20 protein-coding genes and 1 pseudogene are annotated in these 15019 nt (G+C 41.2%); 4 read left to right on the top strand and 17 right to left on the bottom strand.

The annotated features are described in order from the left end of the window. Positions 1–137: 137 nt before the first annotated feature. From ABHC48_RS09480 to ABHC48_RS09465, 4 genes are read right to left on the bottom strand one after another with little or no spacing between them, the layout of a single operon-like run. The gene (locus ABHC48_RS09480; protein ID WP_171030307.1) at positions 138–296 is read right to left on the bottom strand and encodes a hypothetical protein; all 159 of its coding nucleotides are present in this window, start codon (positions 294–296) and stop codon (positions 138–140) included. A gap of 4 nt (positions 297–300) precedes the next feature. After that, a complete protein-coding gene (locus tag ABHC48_RS09475; protein WP_195700202.1) occupies positions 301–1071 on the bottom strand; it encodes an ABC transporter permease in 771 nt (256 codons plus the stop codon). A 16-nt stretch (positions 1072–1087) separates the two neighbouring features. Next, on the bottom strand, positions 1088–1813 hold the full coding sequence (locus ABHC48_RS09470; protein WP_138344406.1) for an ABC transporter permease: 726 nt from the start codon (positions 1811–1813) through the stop codon (positions 1088–1090). Next, positions 1810–2574 (bottom strand): ABC transporter ATP-binding protein, encoded by a 765-nt coding sequence (locus ABHC48_RS09465; RefSeq protein ID WP_119243647.1) that lies wholly within the window; start codon positions 2572–2574, stop codon positions 1810–1812. Before ABHC48_RS09465 ends, ABHC48_RS09470 begins: the two co-directional genes overlap by 4 nt. Positions 2575–2716: 142 nt before the next feature. On the opposite strand from ABHC48_RS09465, the gene ABHC48_RS09460 reads away from it, so the two are divergent. Genes ABHC48_RS09460 through ABHC48_RS09450 form a run of 3 tightly spaced genes read left to right on the top strand, consistent with a single transcriptional unit; the run spans position 2717 to position 4788 of the window. Continuing rightward, positions 2717–3418, top strand: a complete 702-nt coding sequence (locus tag ABHC48_RS09460) for a response regulator transcription factor (RefSeq protein WP_025581231.1) — start codon at positions 2717–2719, stop codon at positions 3416–3418. A gap of 4 nt (positions 3419–3422) precedes the next feature. Further along, positions 3423–4304, top strand: coding sequence for a histidine kinase dimerization/phospho-acceptor domain-containing protein (locus tag ABHC48_RS09455; protein ID WP_334285718.1), 882 nt, complete (start codon positions 3423–3425; stop codon positions 4302–4304). Beyond that, positions 4234–4788, top strand: a complete 555-nt coding sequence (locus ABHC48_RS09450) for an ATP-binding protein (RefSeq protein WP_334285717.1) — start codon at positions 4234–4236, stop codon at positions 4786–4788. The genes ABHC48_RS09455 and ABHC48_RS09450 overlap by 71 nt, the downstream gene beginning before the upstream one ends. A gap of 145 nt (positions 4789–4933) precedes the next feature. Here the strand turns inward: ABHC48_RS09450 and ABHC48_RS09445 are convergent. Further along, positions 4934–5347: pseudogene (locus ABHC48_RS09445) on the bottom strand (sigma factor-like helix-turn-helix DNA-binding protein). Positions 5348–5565: 218 nt separating this feature from the next. Between ABHC48_RS09445 and ABHC48_RS09440 the strand changes: the two are divergent. Continuing rightward, entirely contained in the window at positions 5566–5817 is a 252-nt protein-coding gene (locus ABHC48_RS09440; RefSeq protein ID WP_138344404.1) for a hypothetical protein, read from the top strand. Here the strand turns inward: ABHC48_RS09440 and ABHC48_RS09435 are convergent. The 12 genes from ABHC48_RS09435 to ABHC48_RS09380 all read right to left on the bottom strand — a co-directional run bounded on the left by ABHC48_RS09435 (position 5786) and on the right by ABHC48_RS09380 (position 14709). After that, positions 5786–6247 carry a hypothetical protein gene (locus ABHC48_RS09435; protein ID WP_195700201.1) on the bottom strand — a complete coding sequence of 154 codons (462 nt, stop codon included), beginning with the start codon at positions 6245–6247 and terminating at the stop codon, positions 5786–5788. The two genes, ABHC48_RS09440 and ABHC48_RS09435, sit on opposite strands and share 32 nt — an antisense overlap. A 7-nt stretch (positions 6248–6254) precedes the next feature. After that, positions 6255–7034 (bottom strand): ABC transporter permease, encoded by a 780-nt coding sequence (locus ABHC48_RS09430; RefSeq protein WP_002594767.1) that lies wholly within the window; start codon positions 7032–7034, stop codon positions 6255–6257. Between the two features lie 2 nt (positions 7035–7036). Then, entirely contained in the window at positions 7037–7822 is a 786-nt protein-coding gene (locus ABHC48_RS09425) for an ABC transporter permease (RefSeq protein WP_024738632.1), read from the bottom strand. Then, positions 7815–8741, bottom strand: a complete 927-nt coding sequence (locus ABHC48_RS09420; protein WP_195700200.1) for an ABC transporter ATP-binding protein — start codon at positions 8739–8741, stop codon at positions 7815–7817. Before ABHC48_RS09420 ends, ABHC48_RS09425 begins: the two co-directional genes overlap by 8 nt. Positions 8742–8876: 135 nt before the next feature. Next, the gene (locus tag ABHC48_RS09415; RefSeq protein ID WP_002594770.1) at positions 8877–9794 is read right to left on the bottom strand and encodes a HAMP domain-containing sensor histidine kinase; all 918 of its coding nucleotides are present in this window, start codon (positions 9792–9794) and stop codon (positions 8877–8879) included. A gap of 5 nt (positions 9795–9799) precedes the next feature. After that, positions 9800–10492, bottom strand: coding sequence for a response regulator transcription factor (locus ABHC48_RS09410; protein WP_110102441.1), 693 nt, complete (start codon positions 10490–10492; stop codon positions 9800–9802). Between the two features lie 43 nt (positions 10493–10535). Then, a complete protein-coding gene (locus ABHC48_RS09405; RefSeq protein WP_080633534.1) occupies positions 10536–10673 on the bottom strand; it encodes a DNA-binding protein in 138 nt (45 codons plus the stop codon). 333 nt (positions 10674–11006) lie between these two features. Beyond that, a complete protein-coding gene (locus tag ABHC48_RS09400; RefSeq protein WP_330410728.1) occupies positions 11007–11276 on the bottom strand; it encodes a helix-turn-helix domain-containing protein in 270 nt (89 codons plus the stop codon). Between the two features lie 201 nt (positions 11277–11477). Then, on the bottom strand, positions 11478–12560 hold the full coding sequence (locus ABHC48_RS09395; protein ID WP_195700199.1) for an ABC transporter permease: 1083 nt from the start codon (positions 12558–12560) through the stop codon (positions 11478–11480). Beyond that, on the bottom strand, positions 12547–13437 hold the full coding sequence (locus ABHC48_RS09390; protein ID WP_118632997.1) for an ABC transporter ATP-binding protein: 891 nt from the start codon (positions 13435–13437) through the stop codon (positions 12547–12549). The genes ABHC48_RS09395 and ABHC48_RS09390 overlap by 14 nt, the downstream gene beginning before the upstream one ends. After that, positions 13425–14189 (bottom strand): hypothetical protein, encoded by a 765-nt coding sequence (locus tag ABHC48_RS09385; RefSeq protein ID WP_243284585.1) that lies wholly within the window; start codon positions 14187–14189, stop codon positions 13425–13427. Before ABHC48_RS09385 ends, ABHC48_RS09390 begins: the two co-directional genes overlap by 13 nt. Next, on the bottom strand, positions 14179–14709 hold the full coding sequence (locus tag ABHC48_RS09380) for an RNA polymerase sigma factor (RefSeq protein ID WP_118632999.1): 531 nt from the start codon (positions 14707–14709) through the stop codon (positions 14179–14181). The genes ABHC48_RS09385 and ABHC48_RS09380 overlap by 11 nt, the downstream gene beginning before the upstream one ends. Positions 14710–15019: the final 310 nt, after the last annotated feature.

Below are 15019 nucleotides of genomic sequence, written 5' to 3'. Positions count from 1 at the left end.
ATTCCACTACTCAAAATTTCTTCAGTCACTGTTTCTGCAGATGTGTTTTTATATCAGCCAGAGTTTCCCTGGCTGAATTCTTCCAATATATACCTGTTAACACTTCTCAAAGTTCCCGACATTGGGGTCAGACCCTATTAAACATACTGGACAAAAACGATATTGGCTCCGGCCCAAGCGGTTCGGACTCCATCCGACAGCGAAAGGTGCAGAAGCGATGGGGCAAGAGCCACCAGCGGTAGGATGCTCACAATGAGCGCAGCGATACTAACTGATTGAAATTTTTTCTTTTCCATAGTTTTACCTCATTTCTTTTTTCCCAAATTGGGTGACAGCCAGCGCGAAAAACAGGCCAAACACTACAATCGCGCACGGCAGGAACGGAAACACCGAAAACGAAAAAGCGGCGTCGGAAGTTTCTGCTGTAAAGTCATGGAGAGAGCAGGAAACGAGATAACCGCTGTAACAGTACGGGTAGGCGATCCACAGCGGCGTATTCGCAACCAATACACCGGGAATCACAAGCAGCAGATTTAATCCCACAGAAAGAAGCGGTTTTTCAAACAGCACAGTGATGGCCCACATAGCCACAATGCACGGCAGCATAGTCAGAAACAGCCCCAAGCACCATTTCAGAAGATATAGGATCGGCAGGGTTTCTGTTACTCCCATTGTCTGTGTCGCAATCAGCCCAGCGATTACAAATACGACAAGAAACACCACCATCTCCATAAACAGATAAAAGGTAAGCACACAGAATTTGGCAATGGATAATGCGCAGCGGCTGACCGGTAGCGCCAGCATTTTCAGAATCCCGTTATTTCCTGTTTCTCGTCCTGCGATCATCACGCAAACCACGATCATGCTGAATGGAAGCAGATAGTAGGCGTAAACAAGCGCACTTTGAATAAACATGGCAGGCCACGCATTGGTGTATTCCGGTGTAAAGTAGTTGCTCAAATTCGCAACCCCGGAAACCACCACCAATAAAGGTGCAATGAAAATCAGGGGTACGATTTTGGAGCGTTTTACTTTCATAAACTCGATTTTGAGTAAATCCAAAAAGCTCATTTCTTATTATCCCTCCTTACTCGTAGCGTCTGTACTTCGCCAGCCACAAGCCCACAGCAAGGAACAACAGTGTTTCCACCAAAGCGACAAGGGCAACCGTCGAATCAGGCTGGGCACTCATGGCTACTGCTGGTTTCAGAATAATCACAAAAGGATGCACCAGCAAAAGCATCAGCCCCGAATTTGCAAGGGCCATACCACTCAGAAAACCGGCAACACCAATTCCAAGCGGCACCCACATATTTTCAAAGCGCGAGGAAATCAACAGCATAAACGACAGTACCGGCATGGATGTGAGAAAAGAGTATCCGGCAAAGCGTACCAGCGTACCCATCTCAAATGCTCCGTCCGGCAAGTCCGTCATTCCAATCTGTGCAAGTGCCAGGTTTTGCAGCACGATTGCAACCAAAAACATGACCGTCAGAATCAGAAATTTGCACAGATACATGGCCGGGACGCTGACGGGAAGCATATACATCTTCTTTACGGCACTTCCCTTAAATTCCATGTTGTAGATCATGCAGGTAGCAACCACGATACCGAACAGATTCAGCACCATAATCATGCCGTAGAGCTGGGTCAACAAGACATCCATCGGGGCCAGCGGCAAATTCAGAAGTGTGTCTTTCCGCACAATGAAATTGACAAATGCGTAGGCGGCTCCCAAGACACCAACGGCCAGCAGCACGGGAATCACGCCGGTTCGCTTTCCTTTCCGAAGTTCGATTGCCAGCGTTTTCATAATTTTGCCCTCTGCTTTCTGTCCATGTTATCTTTCTCAACCATAGAAAGAAACACATCTTCCAGATTGTCCGCAGCGAAGCCGGATTGCAGGGCGTATTGACGCAGATCATTCATGCTTCCCTCAAACAGCAGCCTCCCGTGGTTGAGAATCCCAATGTCATCTGCAATCAATTCGATTTCAGACAGCATATGGGACGAGATCAGCACCGTGCAGTCGTAAAGGCTGGGCAAGGATTTTACCAGATTGCGGATTTCGTGGATACCAGACGGGTCAAGACCGTTTGTGGGTTCGTCCAGAATCAGAATCGGCGGACGCCCCAAGAGCGCCCCGGCAAGGCCCAAGCGTTGCTTCATTCCCAGCGAATACTGTTTTGCCAGCCGGTCGCCAAACTCGGTCAGCCCTACCAGTTCCAGAGCATCTTCCACATCAGCTTTCGGCAGTCCCAAAATGCGGCGGATAATGTCAAGATTTTCCCGCCCGGTGAGATTTGCGTAGAAAGATGGCGCTTCGATGAAAGAGCCGATCTCTTTGAGAATGGCAATCCGATCCTGCGGAAACTGTTTCCCATCAATGGTAAAGCTGCCTTTTGTGGGAGCGGTCAACCCCAACAGCATTTTCATGGTAGTGGATTTGCCTGCCCCGTTCGGGCCAAGAAAACCATAAATGCTGCCCTTGCGAATATGAAGCGAAACATGATTGACCGAAGTGAAGTTCTTATATTTCTTGGTCAAATGTTCCGTTGTAATGATATAGTCCATAGAAACATCTCCTTTCGATGCTTCTATGGTACAACTTCAACCTGACATCTACATTCTCCCGTCCTTACTTTTACCTTACTTTTTGAGGATGCCCTCCGCAGACTTGAAATCCTATGTTATAATACTTTCGGGAGGTGACGCTATGGACAACTCTTTTCTGCATCGGAAGAAGCTCTTGCTTGTAGACGATGAGCCAGATTTGCTGAAAATGGTATCCGATATTTTAAGCGATGCTGGTTTTGAAACGGTACTTACTGCCGCAACGGTAAAAGAGGCTATAATAACGGCAGAAAAAGAAAAACCCGACTTGATGGTTTTGGATGTCATGCTGCCAGATGGGGACGGCTTTTCCCTGATGAAGCAGCTCCGCACTTTTACAAATGTGCCAATCATCTTTCTGACCGCAAAAGACGAAGCAGCAGACAAGTTGGCCGGTCTTGGCCTTGGAGCAGACGATTATATTTCAAAGCCGTTTATGCCGCAGGAGCTATTACTGCGTGTCTATGCGGTTTTGCGCCGAACTTATAAAGAGGACAGCCCGCGGGTTTTCCTGGATGGATGTACGATTGATTTTAGCCGGGCAGAGGTCAACAAGGGCGGCGAGATTATCCCCCTGACCGCAAAAGAGCATACCCTGCTGGAAACGCTGGCCCGCAACGAGGGAAAGATCGTTACGGTTGACGCTCTTTGTGAAGCATTATGGGGCGACAATCCTTTCGGCTATGAAAATAGCCTGAATGCCCATGTACGGCGGATTCGGGAAAAAATTGAAGCCGATCCCTCAAAGCCCGTTTCCCTGATTACGATCAAGGGGCTGGGTTATAAACTGATTACAAGGAAGTGACGCCATGAAATCTTTTGGAACCTATATTTCAAAGCACTTGGCGTCTTTCGCTGCATTTCTTTTGATCCTGGTAATTGTCAATGTCGTTCTGTATGGCGTGACTTTCTATCACACAGTTTCAGAGGATTACGGAGAAGCGTCCCCGCGCGCCATGCTTGAGCTGACCTCTACTGCGGCTACCACAGAAGGTTTGCCCGATTACGCAGAGCAGAAATTGCGCCAGTACAATATCTGGGCCATGTATCTAACGTCAACGGGCGAATGCTTCTGGCGGCTCGATGTGCCACAAGAAGTGCCGCAACATTACAGCATTCAAGAGGTAGCTTTATTTTCCAAAGGCTATCTGGAGGATTATCCTGTTTTTGTCTGGAGTACAGAGGATGGATTGTTAGTTTTAGGGTATCCAAAGAATAGCTATATGAAGCTCACCAGCAACTACTATTCCATGGAGACTATTCAGAAAATTCCCCTCTATGTGATAGGAATGTTGGGCATGGATGTGCTGTGCCTGTTTTTGGCCTACTATTTTTCAAAACGCAGGATCATCCAGAACACGGAACCGATTGTAGATGCCATTGAAACATTGGCCGATGGCAAACCCGTTTCTCTCCATATTGATAGAGAGTTATCCGAAATTGCGAACAGCGTAAATAAAGCCTCTCTGATATTAAGCAGGCAAAACGAAGCCAGAGCCAACTGGATCAGCGGGGTCTCTCATGACATCCGAACTCCGCTTTCTATGATTATGGGCTATGCAGACCGGATCGCCGCAGACAAAACAGCCAGTGAGGGGGGGAAAAGAGCAGGCTGTGATCGTGCAAAAGCAAAGCGCCAAAATCAAAGAACTCGTGCAGGATTTGAATTTAGTATCGCAGTTGGAATATGAGATGCAGCCGCTTCATAAAGAGATGGTTCGCTTATCCAAACTACTGCGATCCTATGTAGCAGACCTGTTGAATACAGGAATTTCCGATAGCTACAACATCGGAATTAAGATCACTCCTGACGCCGAAAATGCTGTGTTGGAATGTGATGCCAGATTGATTTCGCGAGCTGTAAACAACCTTGTCCAGAACAGCATGAAACACAACCCACAGGGCTGTGAAGTCTGCATTTCTCTTACAGCATCGCAAAACCATCTTATCTTGGCGGTTACGGATAACGGAATGGGTCTGCCTGCTGAAAAGCTGCAAGAGCTGGAAGAAAAACCGCATTATATGGAAAGCACAGATGGACGGCTTGATTTAAGACATGGGCTTGGATTGCTGATTGTCCAACAAGTCGCCATAGCTCATAACGGCACTTTCAAACTTACTAATGTTTTCCCGAAAGGGTGTGAAGCCACTTTAATATTCCCGTATATCGGATAAACAGGCAAGTACAAATCTATAAGAAAACGCCAGATGCAGAGGTGCTACGCCCCTGGATCTGGCGTTTTCTTAATAAGCGCACTTCAAATCGGTATAACCTTCTTATTAACACTGACAAAAAACAGGCTCATCAAATGAAATTTTATCAAAAATATTTTACAAGCTGCTTTAATCCACGGCGGATACTGTCTCGGACACGGCTTGGGTCTACACCTTCTACTTCGGCAATTTCGTTTACCGCCATTCCCAGATAGTATCGGGCATAAATGCGCTTTGCCTGTTTCTCCGGCAGCTTCATCACAGCGGCATAGACCTGCTCCTGAAACTGTTTTTCCTCCAGAAGCATCTCCGGTGTTTACAGCTTCAATAGCACCGCATTTTCAATGCCATTCTCGCAATCCAGAGAATACTGTGCTTTATAACGATACATCTTTCGCTCATACGCAGCCTCCGCACGTTCAGCTGCTCGAATAGTCTCCATTACTTTCTCTGTCACATCTACAAAAAAGTCTGTTGTATAAACATCAGGATAAAGTTCCCGAAGGTTAATTTTCTTCATTATGTACCTCCATTTCGATTCACGGGTGATTGACGGGTGAATCGAATGGAGGCGGAGACCGACACCGGCAGACAACCGGGTCATCTCCGAAAAAATGGCAACAAAAAACGCCAGATTTCCGTGAGGGAAAACTGGCGCGCCAAGAACAGTCATTATTATACTGAATTACATGGAACGATAATGCCGATGCAATGTTATACTTGCCCGGAGGAGGAGCAATGCTTTTTTTAACTGATGTAGATCATGTGAGCTTTGAAAAAGCAAACGAAACACGGCAAAATAACCTCCAATCGGCTACCGTGTCCCTGCAAGTCGTCATAGGATTGTGTAAACGCAAAGAAACGGCGGCTCTGAAATCAAAGCCGCCGTTTCAAATGGGCGTGTCAAATTGTCTGCTGTACGACGGCTTTTTTTCTTTTGCCGTCGTCCGGCAGAATGTTATTCAATATTTAATTCAATGCTTCCTGTGAAACTCTCGCATTCAATGCCGACATAATTTCCGCCATCAGGAAGTGTAATTGTGTCACTATAAGTTCCGGTTGTTTCAATCAAAGTGACTGCTTTATCAGATCCAGAAATCCAAAATACTTTTGCAGTACCTTCCGTAACCTCCAAAGTGCAGTCAATAGACAGCTCCTTACCGGCTTCTCTTTTTATGGAAGTTCCTCCGAACAAATACTCTGTATCTGAAAAATCCTCATAATCAGCCGTATAAGTTCCCGTATAATCATCGATTCCTTTTTCTTTTGTTCCTTCCAAAGATGACTTTCCTGTAAGCTCTATGGCTCCAGCCGACTGAACGATATTATTATAATGATCAAGAATTTCATCTTTTGAACAGCCAGAAAGCATAAAACTTCCTAAAAGAACGAATGTTAATACTAAAGCACTTTTCTTCATACAATCATCACCAGCCTTTCTTTGGAGCTACCTTTTTGGCCTTTTTCTTTGTTTGGGTTGCTTCTCGTTCTTTCATGCACAAAATCAAGATGGCAGAAATAACGACAGCAAGCGCAAGACTGCAAGAACAGGTTCCGATATTCCAGTTGACTGCGGTATCATAGCTACGGTAGCCTACCATTCCAAGACTTGCGGTAATCGGATAAAGGTTTGCTAATGTCATATTTCCTGCGGCAAACATCCCTCCATATCCATAGACAAAAGCAATGATTACACCGACTAAAAAGCTGCCTGCCCTCCGACAAGTAAGAGCGATAATCGGCAGAACCGCAAGATATAAAAAGAAATTAACCGCAGTAATCTGCAAGGCTGCTTTTAGAGCTAAGGAAATCTCAAAGCCGGGAAATCCCACAATCATTTCTGCTATGATTGTAAACAGACTGCATATCAGCCCGAAAATAATAGACAATACGCCGCACACAATCAATTTTCCGGTCAACAGTTTCTTAAAAGAGATCGGCACAGTCAGAATATTTTTTAATGTGTCATCCGTCTGTTCACGAGAAATCATATATCCAGCAATTAGGCTGATACACATCGGAAAAATCATGGACATATTGTTTTTGATGACCTGTTCTGTAAGATAGGCAAAATCCCAAACGGAACCATCATTCGCCATAGAGGTAAACAAGGTCAGCAGGACGGATAGGAGCATGAGTGCAACGCCCGCCCAAAGGATATGATACCTTTTCAATTTATAAAATTCTGTTTTTACAATGCGAACCATGTTTATTCCCCCCTCTGCTTATATAATCTGTCAATCAGTAAGAACGAAACGAATGCCATAATCCCAAGAATGAATACAACTTGAAATGTTGAGGGAATTAGCCCTGTCATTTGCTCTAAGTCCATTTTTATTCCATGAGCCGCCATATCTCCCGCACTCCAAAATGTAGTCAGTGGCGTGGGCAGAAGCCATAACATAGTTTTAGGCAGTGTGTCAAACAATGCCGTAGCACTCATGTTCAGAACGCTGTAAAAGACACACAACAAAATGGAAAAAACATAGGTCTTACTGAAAAAGACAACAAGGACAATCAACGGGAGTGTTCCTGCCGTAATGAAGATCCCCGTTTCAACCGCCAAAAACAGCTTATAACCAATTCCATAAACTTCTAATGTTCCAATTCCGCAAAGAATTGTTGCAATAGTAGAAGCCACGCAAAAAACAATTCCAAAGATAAAAAGGACAATAATCTTTGCAAGTACCATTTGCGTGCTGGTTACGGGAATTGTACGCAGATTTTTGAATGTATCGTTGTCGCGTTCCATAAAAAACAGAATAGCGGCAATCACTCCGATAATGCAGGGCAGTAAAAACTGGATACCATATCCCAACACCATGTTAAATAGTCCATCGAAAGCATCTGCCCGATCCGTATATCGCTCCATCATAGAGGGCGTTGTCATCAGATAAGTCAGCGGGATTGGAAACAGGAACGCAGCCAAAATAATCAGCGGAATAAATTTCTTCCGTTTCAATTTCAAAAATTCGCATTTGATTAGTTTAAGCAATTCCTTCGCCCCCTGTCACACGCTTGAAGTAATCTTCAAGACTTTCTTCACAGGTATGTGCTTCTGATACCTCCAATCCGTTTTCTACAAAAGCAGTTACAATTTTCCCCACGGGTAGCTCCATATTGTGTAGACGCAGATTGTGGTCGTCTTGTATGGAAAAATGGGTTTCATGGAAATTGCGTTCCAAAATTCTTGCCGCCTGTGCAGTATCAGAGAGCGTAAACCAGATATGTTTACTGCTTTTTTGCTCCAACTCAGCAAGGCTTTCTTCTTCCAGCAATGCACCGTGGTCAATAATTCCAATATTGTCAGCCAGCAAGGAAATCTCCGAAAGAATGTGACTGGAAATTAAAATGGTTTTTCCTCTTGTGTCGCAAAGCTCACGGATAAAGGATCGCACTTCTGCAATACCGATGGGATCGAGACCGTTGATCGGCTCATCCAAAATCAAAAGCTCCGGATCGTGCATGACTGCAAGGGCAATCGCCAACCGCTGCTTCATGCCAAGAGAGTATTGCGAAAACAGCTTTTTATCCTTGTAAGGTAGCCCGACCAAATCCAGAGCGTCTTTGATGGCATGATTGTTTGGTACTCCACGCAGGGTAGCAAAGATACGCAGGTTCTCCGTACCGGTCAGATTGGGATAAAAACCAGGGGACTCAATCAAACTGCCAATGCGGGGCAGCAACTTCTTTTCATTTCCTTGCAAAGACTTTCCCCAGATTTTGACCTCACCGGAAGTAGGCTTCGTTAAACCCAACAGCATTTTCATAGTTGTGGTTTTTCCGGCTCCGTTTCTACCCAACAGACCATAAATTCTCCCACGCTTGACATGGATATTTAAGTCAGCCACACTCTTTTGTGAGCCGTATTGCTTTGTCAGATTTTTTGTTTCAATAATATAATTTGAATCCATATTCAAAACCTCCTGTTCTGTAAGGTATTCTATCACGCCAACCTTGCATGAACCTTGCCACAACCTTGCATTAACCTTGCAATTTGAAATCCGACAAAATAAACAAAAGTTCCCGTCACAAGGACGGGAACCCGCTTAAATCTCCAAGGGAAAACGCAAAGAAAATTCAGTTCCTTTTCCCGGTATACTTTCAACAGCTATGCTTCCGCCCATTTTTTCTACAAGTTGATGGACAATGGAAAGACCAAGACCGCTACCTTTCTCAGACCGACCTTTATCGCACTTATAAAGCCGTTCAAAAATGTGTTTCAAATCTTCTTTCTCAATTCCAACTCCATTATCTGCCAGCAGCAGCTCCATGCTGTTTTCCTTCTTCGATAAGGAGATTTTAATTTTGTCCGCATGGCTATGAGCGATGACATTTTGAATGAGATTATTGATGATTCTCATATAGCTGTCTATATCCAATCTTACCCGGACAGGCTGTTCGGAAATATCAATGTCATAATCAACCTGTTTATCCTCAAAAATCGGTATCCAGTCAATCAGGATATTCCTTGTAAACTCTGCGGCCTCAATGCTCTGGATTTCCAAAGCAAACTCGTTGGAATTTAACTTGAACCAGTCAAAAAGCACATCAATATATTCTTTCAGATCGTGGGCTTTCCGGCGAGCAGTTTCAATATAATCATCCCGGTCTTTTCCCGTGACAATACCTTTGTGTGCAGCATCAAGATACCCGATCAGAGTGGTAAGAGGCGTCCGAACATCGTGAGAAAGGCTCGTCATAAGCTGGCGGTTGGTTTCTTCCGTCTGTCGCACAGCAGAAAGCCTGCTTTCATAAGCCACAACGATCTCATTGATTTCATAGGCAAGAGGGGCTGTCAGTTCATTTGTTGCAGACAAAATACGCCGATTGCCATTTCCATTTTTCACATCAACCAATGCATCGGTCATTTCTGCTATTTGTTTTTTTATACGCCGAACGAGAACGATGGAAGTCAATACAGCCACAACAGCAATCACAATGGACAAGAATACGATGATTTCCATGCTGACTACACCTCCTTGTTAAAGCGATAACCGATCCCTTTGACAGTTTGGATGTACTTTGGACTGGAGGGGTTGACTTCTAATTTTTTACGAAGCCGACTGATAATCGCCATAATGTTACTGTCATCATAGAAATATTCTTCACCCCATACTTCTTCATAAATCTGCTGCTTTGTTAAAATCCTTCCTTGATTTTTTACACAATAGAGCAGCAAATCAAATTCCTTTGGTGGAAGTTCAAAAGTGCCGTTTCCCGTAGTAACGGAACGATTTTCAAGGTCAATTTGTAATCCATCAAAATTCAGCTTTTGCATCGTTCCGGCTTGCTGATTAAAGCGAGTATAACGGCGAATGAGGGACACAATACGGGCAATCAGCTCATCCATATCAAACGGCTTTGTCAGATAATCGTCCGCTCCGGCCCGTAACCCCCGCACCTTAGAAATGCTGTCATTTTTGGATGTGAACATTAAAATTGGCAAACTATGCTCTTTGCGGATTTCTTCCAGTGTTTCAAACCCATCCATACCGGGCATCATCACATCCAGTATTACAAGCTGATATTCCTGCTCTTTTAATTTCTGCAAGCCCTCTTTTCCGGTATTACAAAAATCGGCTGCTATATTTTCCGTTTGTACGCTGCGCTTAATTAAGGCACACAGTTCTCTGTCATCATCTATAATCAAAATTCTATTCATGGTACAATTCTCTCCCTTGTTTTGTCCGACCATCCACAGGTTTTTATGCTGATTTTGGTATCAGCCAAACCATTCCCATCTTTACAGGTCCTGGAATACGTCCACCAGAGCAAAAATAATTTATCCAACGAGGTGTTACTCCCCATTTTGCACTAGCTTCTTTTAATATCATATAATCCATATCCATTCCTCCGAATATTATTATAATTCGTTCTTTCGAATAATACAATCATATGCCTTCTACATTGGCACATCCTTCGGGAGTGCATGAAAGGATACCTAGCAAACACTTCCTATGTCATGACACAGACGAAATTTCCCACACTTTCCTAACGTCTGTACAATTAAATTTCCATAGGAAAGTCTTCCTGGCATTCTTCTGATTTTCTTTAATTTTCCGCTAGAATATCTTGACTTTTCACGCCGTCTGTATCATTAGTTAAATTTTTTCATGTATCTTGTGAATATCTCTTGGGTGTTAAAAAGGAAAAATAAGCAGTGATCTGGAATATTTTCACAGACCACTGCTTAAATTTTTATTAAAGCGATACCCAACTCCCCACACTGTCTGTATGTACATTGGTTTACTTGGATTATCTTCTATTTTCTCACGTAGGTTACGGATATGACTCATAACAATATTATAATCGCCAAAATATGGTTCTTTCCAGACACAATCGTAAATCTGCTCTTTACTGAACACTATTCCGGCATTTTGTGCTAATAGCAATAAGATTTCAAATTCTGTATAAGTCAATTCAATTTCAGTTTCACCATGGATCACTACTCGCCTATATTTGTCTATACTTAGTCCCTCAAAGCACAGGTTTTTATTTTCAACAATGTCTTGTTTGAAAATTTTTGTTTTTTCATCTACGCATGATAATATCTGATCAATAATATTTTCTTCCCCATCCTCAAACGACAGTATTAAAATTTTCCCAAGTAATCACCCCTTTTCACATCTGTAACGAATTACTCATTTTTATGAAAATTGCTTTGACTTATAAAATACCAGTCCTTTTACCAAACATCCTACGGCAAAACAAATACTTATTCCCAACACAATATACCATATCTCATATATGTCATTTATAATTACGTTTATAATAAGAAAAATCGGCATAGAATCTACTATAATCCATATAATTCCTCCAAAAAATATTCTTATCAATGCAGGAAGTCCCCAGCATATAGAAGCAATAATTACCGCACCAAAAGAGCTACTTTGATATGCTGAGACGCATAGTGTAAGCGCACATAATGATAAAAATGCCTGAAAAGCTAATCCTAATAAAATTCCTAAATATTTCAAGAACAATATAGGTCGACGCATATATTGCGAAAGTATTATCCACGATATGTTATTAAATCCATTCAATCCATATACCATCCAACATAGGATCAAATTAACCACCACTATCCACGCAAATATGAAAACAGTAAATGTGAAAGAAGCAAAAATTTTAGCCCAAACATCCTTTCTTCTTCCTTCCTGTGTACTGAAAATTAATGGCAGCATTTTTGTTTGGCTTTCCTGTGCGAAAACAGTTGATACTTCACAGATAATCAATATACTTCCCAAAATCAATCCAAACTGAAGAATTTCGACAAATACTTTCCATCCTCTTGTATATGCCAAATAAGGTGTTTTCCCAATTTCATCATAAAATTTTCCTAATTCTGTTTCCTCCAGAGAATATTTTTCCGTTGGAAGTACACCGTTTTCCCACGCACCATTGGTAAAATATTCTGTAACAAAATCGTTTAAAAAATTTCCATCTCTCCACCCTGGCATATTTTCTTCAATTTTTGCAGGCAATCCATATTTTTCAATTATTTGATTTACTTTTTCATCCGTCAGATCACCTTCAAATTCTTTCGTAATTTTCCGATTTATCTGGACTGCTTCATAACCAGAATAAAACTTTCCATCTACTGTCGCTATTTCCCCACCTACCTCAGCAAAGCAAAAATACAGAAGTATCAATCCTGTCACAGCTAAAATTCCTATTTTAAATATTTTATTATAAAAAAGTTTAAAAAGCTCCGTCTTATAAAGTCGCATTTTTTTCTTCCCCTGTTATTTGTGTATGATAAAGATATGCATCTTCCAGTGTACTTTCTATATTTTCCGCACCTACCACCGGCTGCCTTTTTGAAACAATTCTTAATTCAACACTTTCGCCTCTGCTTCTCATATTGCTTACAATAAAACTACTGGTTATCTGTCCTGCTTCCTTTTCAGACACGATACACTTCCAAACACATCCTTCCACTTTATCCGTAATCTCTTTCTCTGTTCCTTCCTGGATCAATTCTCCGTTTTTCATAATTAAAATACGATCTGCAATATAATCTATATCAGATACAATATGTGTAGACAGTAAAACCATTCTGTTTTTTCCAAGCGAACTAATCACATTTCGAAAACGTACTCTCTCCTTCGGATCAAGCCCTGCCGTAGGTTCATCTAAAATCAAAATCTCAGGATTATTCAAAAGTGCTTGTGCAATTCCTATCCTTCGTATCATGCCTCCTGAATAAGTCTTGAGTTTCTTCTTTTTCACATTTTTTAATTCCACCATATCCAGAAGTTCATCAATACGACTATTAGCATAATCTTCCGGTAGTGCCTTCAATGCTGCCATGTATCGTAAAAAACGTTCTGCCGTGAAATCACCATAATATCCAAAATCTTGCGGCAAATAACCTAACAGCTTACGATATTCTGCCCCCATACTGACTATCTCAATATTATCGCAATAAATACTCCCTCCCGTTGGCTGCAAAACACCACAAATTAATCTCATTAATGTTGTTTTTCCCGCACCATTTTCTCCCAGAAGTCCATACACACCATTGGTAAATGTATAATTAAATTTTCTAACTGCTTCTTTATCTTTATATTTTTTCTGTATATCCAGCAACCTTAATTCATGCATAATATTTCTCCTTTTTCTATTTGACTCAGTAATTTCTTTACCTGTATTACAAATATAAATCCTGATACTAAAAAGGCTATTCCCCATATCCAAAGAGCAGTTACCAAAAGTATTTTCGGAATCGAACCAATCACTATATAACATATTGACAGAAAAACTGAACTCATCCAAAACAAAAGTGAACTTTTTCCCCTTTTTTCTATTGATAAAATTCCTAATGCAACTATATTTGACATCAGATATGGAGTCAGAATATATAACCCAACCTGTAATAAGCCAACTTTCTGGAAGTAACTTAAATAACCAGTCACAAATAGCAACAGCACAATATTTATCATACCTGACAGTGCCAACCACGCAGCCACACACTGCTTCGTATTGAAATAGCAACATTCTCCTAACTCCGCCATTCTTCCAAAAAATACTTTATCAATTATACTGATAGATACTACGCTCAGAATGCCTGCTCCAACCATACATGCAATAATTATCTCATTTTGATTCACCCCAATGTATTGTAATGCTGCAATAGAAACAATTCCCAAGCAAATAATAACACCATAAATAATAAAAAAAACTTTATCCATGTACCAAATTTGATGAAGCAAAATATTTTTTATAGACATCATTGGCGTTCTCTGCTTTTCCATTGTCTCAAGCATCATATTATAAGTTTCTTGTTTTCTTATTTCATCAACCTGAATTTGCTCCTCTGCCTTTTCAAAAAGAGCCTTTATTTTGCTATTTCTCATAATCATTCTCCATTAGCTTTTTTAACTGATTTATGCCTAATCGAAATCTTGACTTTGTAGTAGAAACACTGCACCCCATAATCTTTGCAATATCCTTAAATTTCATTTCTTCATAAATGCGAAGAATAATAACTTCTCTCGTATCCTGAGAAAGTTTCTTTAATAAATTTTTCAAATAAACAGCATCCTCCACTTCAATCAACATATCTTTCCAATTTGGAATTTTATCAATCTCTTCCTTTTCTATGACTGCTACTTTTTCTTTCTTATCACGGAAATAGTTGAAACATATATTCCTTGCAATGGTCAGGAGATACCCTTTGAGATTATGATGTTTATAGGAAGTTCCATATTTCATAAATTTTAAAAAAGTTTCCTGAGCAATATCGTAAGCATCATTCTCTGTTTGAACCATATATAAACAAAAGCGATAAATATCTGCATAATATCGTTCAACAATAATACTGACTGCTTCTTTATTCCCGCTATGCATTTTTTGAATTAACTCGCTGTCTTTCATAGCGTTTTCTCCAATCATAAAACGTTTTACACCTTATATAACCACTACACAATCAAAAAAGTTCACCACAAAAAAATTTGTTTCATTTCTTTTCAAATACTTATAATAACTCACGTAATTCTACATCCTGCAGTTAGGGACTATGAAAAAAATTTGTTTTAATCGAAATATAAAAATTCTATAATGCGTCTTTTCGCAACTTGTAAAATAAAATAGGCAGCTAGTTCTTCTTAGCTGCCTACCCGCCAATGGAATATTTGGATTCAGGCATTATCCACGCCTTCCTACGGTCATTTTTATTATATTCTCA

It is taken from the genome of Ruminococcus sp. 1001136sp1 (assembly GCF_039841815.1).
Taxonomy (GTDB): Bacteria; Bacillota; Clostridia; order Lachnospirales; family Lachnospiraceae; genus Blautia_A; species Blautia_A faecis.
The sequence above is the reverse complement of the archived record's forward strand: the minus strand, read 5'-3'. Positions and strand labels throughout refer to the sequence as shown.

Bases quoted from the DNA above. Each gene is read 5' to 3' on its own strand.
- ABHC48_RS09455 (WP_334285718.1), top strand. From the start codon at position 3,423: ATGAAATCTTTTGGAACCTATATTTCAAAGCACTTGGCGTCTTTCGCT.
- ABHC48_RS09395 (WP_195700199.1), bottom strand. From the start codon at position 12,560: ATGCGACTTTATAAGACGGAGCTTTTTAAACTTTTTTATAATAAAATA.
- ABHC48_RS09420 (WP_195700200.1), bottom strand. From the start codon at position 8,741: ATGGATTCAAATTATATTATTGAAACAAAAAATCTGACAAAGCAATAC.
- ABHC48_RS09470 (WP_138344406.1), bottom strand. From the start codon at position 1,813: ATGAAAACGCTGGCAATCGAACTTCGGAAAGGAAAGCGAACCGGCGTG.
- ABHC48_RS09460 (WP_025581231.1), top strand. From the start codon at position 2,717: ATGGACAACTCTTTTCTGCATCGGAAGAAGCTCTTGCTTGTAGACGAT.
- ABHC48_RS09440 (WP_138344404.1), top strand. From the start codon at position 5,566: ATGCTTTTTTTAACTGATGTAGATCATGTGAGCTTTGAAAAAGCAAAC.
- ABHC48_RS09415 (WP_002594770.1), bottom strand. From the start codon at position 9,794: ATGGAAATCATCGTATTCTTGTCCATTGTGATTGCTGTTGTGGCTGTA.
- ABHC48_RS09480 (WP_171030307.1), bottom strand. From the start codon at position 296: ATGGAAAAGAAAAAATTTCAATCAGTTAGTATCGCTGCGCTCATTGTG.
- ABHC48_RS09390 (WP_118632997.1), bottom strand. From the start codon at position 13,437: ATGCATGAATTAAGGTTGCTGGATATACAGAAAAAATATAAAGATAAA.
- ABHC48_RS09405 (WP_080633534.1), bottom strand. From the start codon at position 10,673: ATGGATTATATGATATTAAAAGAAGCTAGTGCAAAATGGGGAGTAACA.
- ABHC48_RS09475 (WP_195700202.1), bottom strand. From the start codon at position 1,071: ATGAGCTTTTTGGATTTACTCAAAATCGAGTTTATGAAAGTAAAACGC.
- ABHC48_RS09380 (WP_118632999.1), bottom strand. From the start codon at position 14,709: ATGAAAGACAGCGAGTTAATTCAAAAAATGCATAGCGGGAATAAAGAA.
- ABHC48_RS09465 (WP_119243647.1), bottom strand. From the start codon at position 2,574: ATGGACTATATCATTACAACGGAACATTTGACCAAGAAATATAAGAAC.
- ABHC48_RS09410 (WP_110102441.1), bottom strand. From the start codon at position 10,492: ATGAATAGAATTTTGATTATAGATGATGACAGAGAACTGTGTGCCTTA.
- ABHC48_RS09385 (WP_243284585.1), bottom strand. From the start codon at position 14,189: ATGAGAAATAGCAAAATAAAGGCTCTTTTTGAAAAGGCAGAGGAGCAA.
- ABHC48_RS09430 (WP_002594767.1), bottom strand. From the start codon at position 7,034: ATGGTTCGCATTGTAAAAACAGAATTTTATAAATTGAAAAGGTATCAT.
- ABHC48_RS09435 (WP_195700201.1), bottom strand. From the start codon at position 6,247: ATGAAGAAAAGTGCTTTAGTATTAACATTCGTTCTTTTAGGAAGTTTT.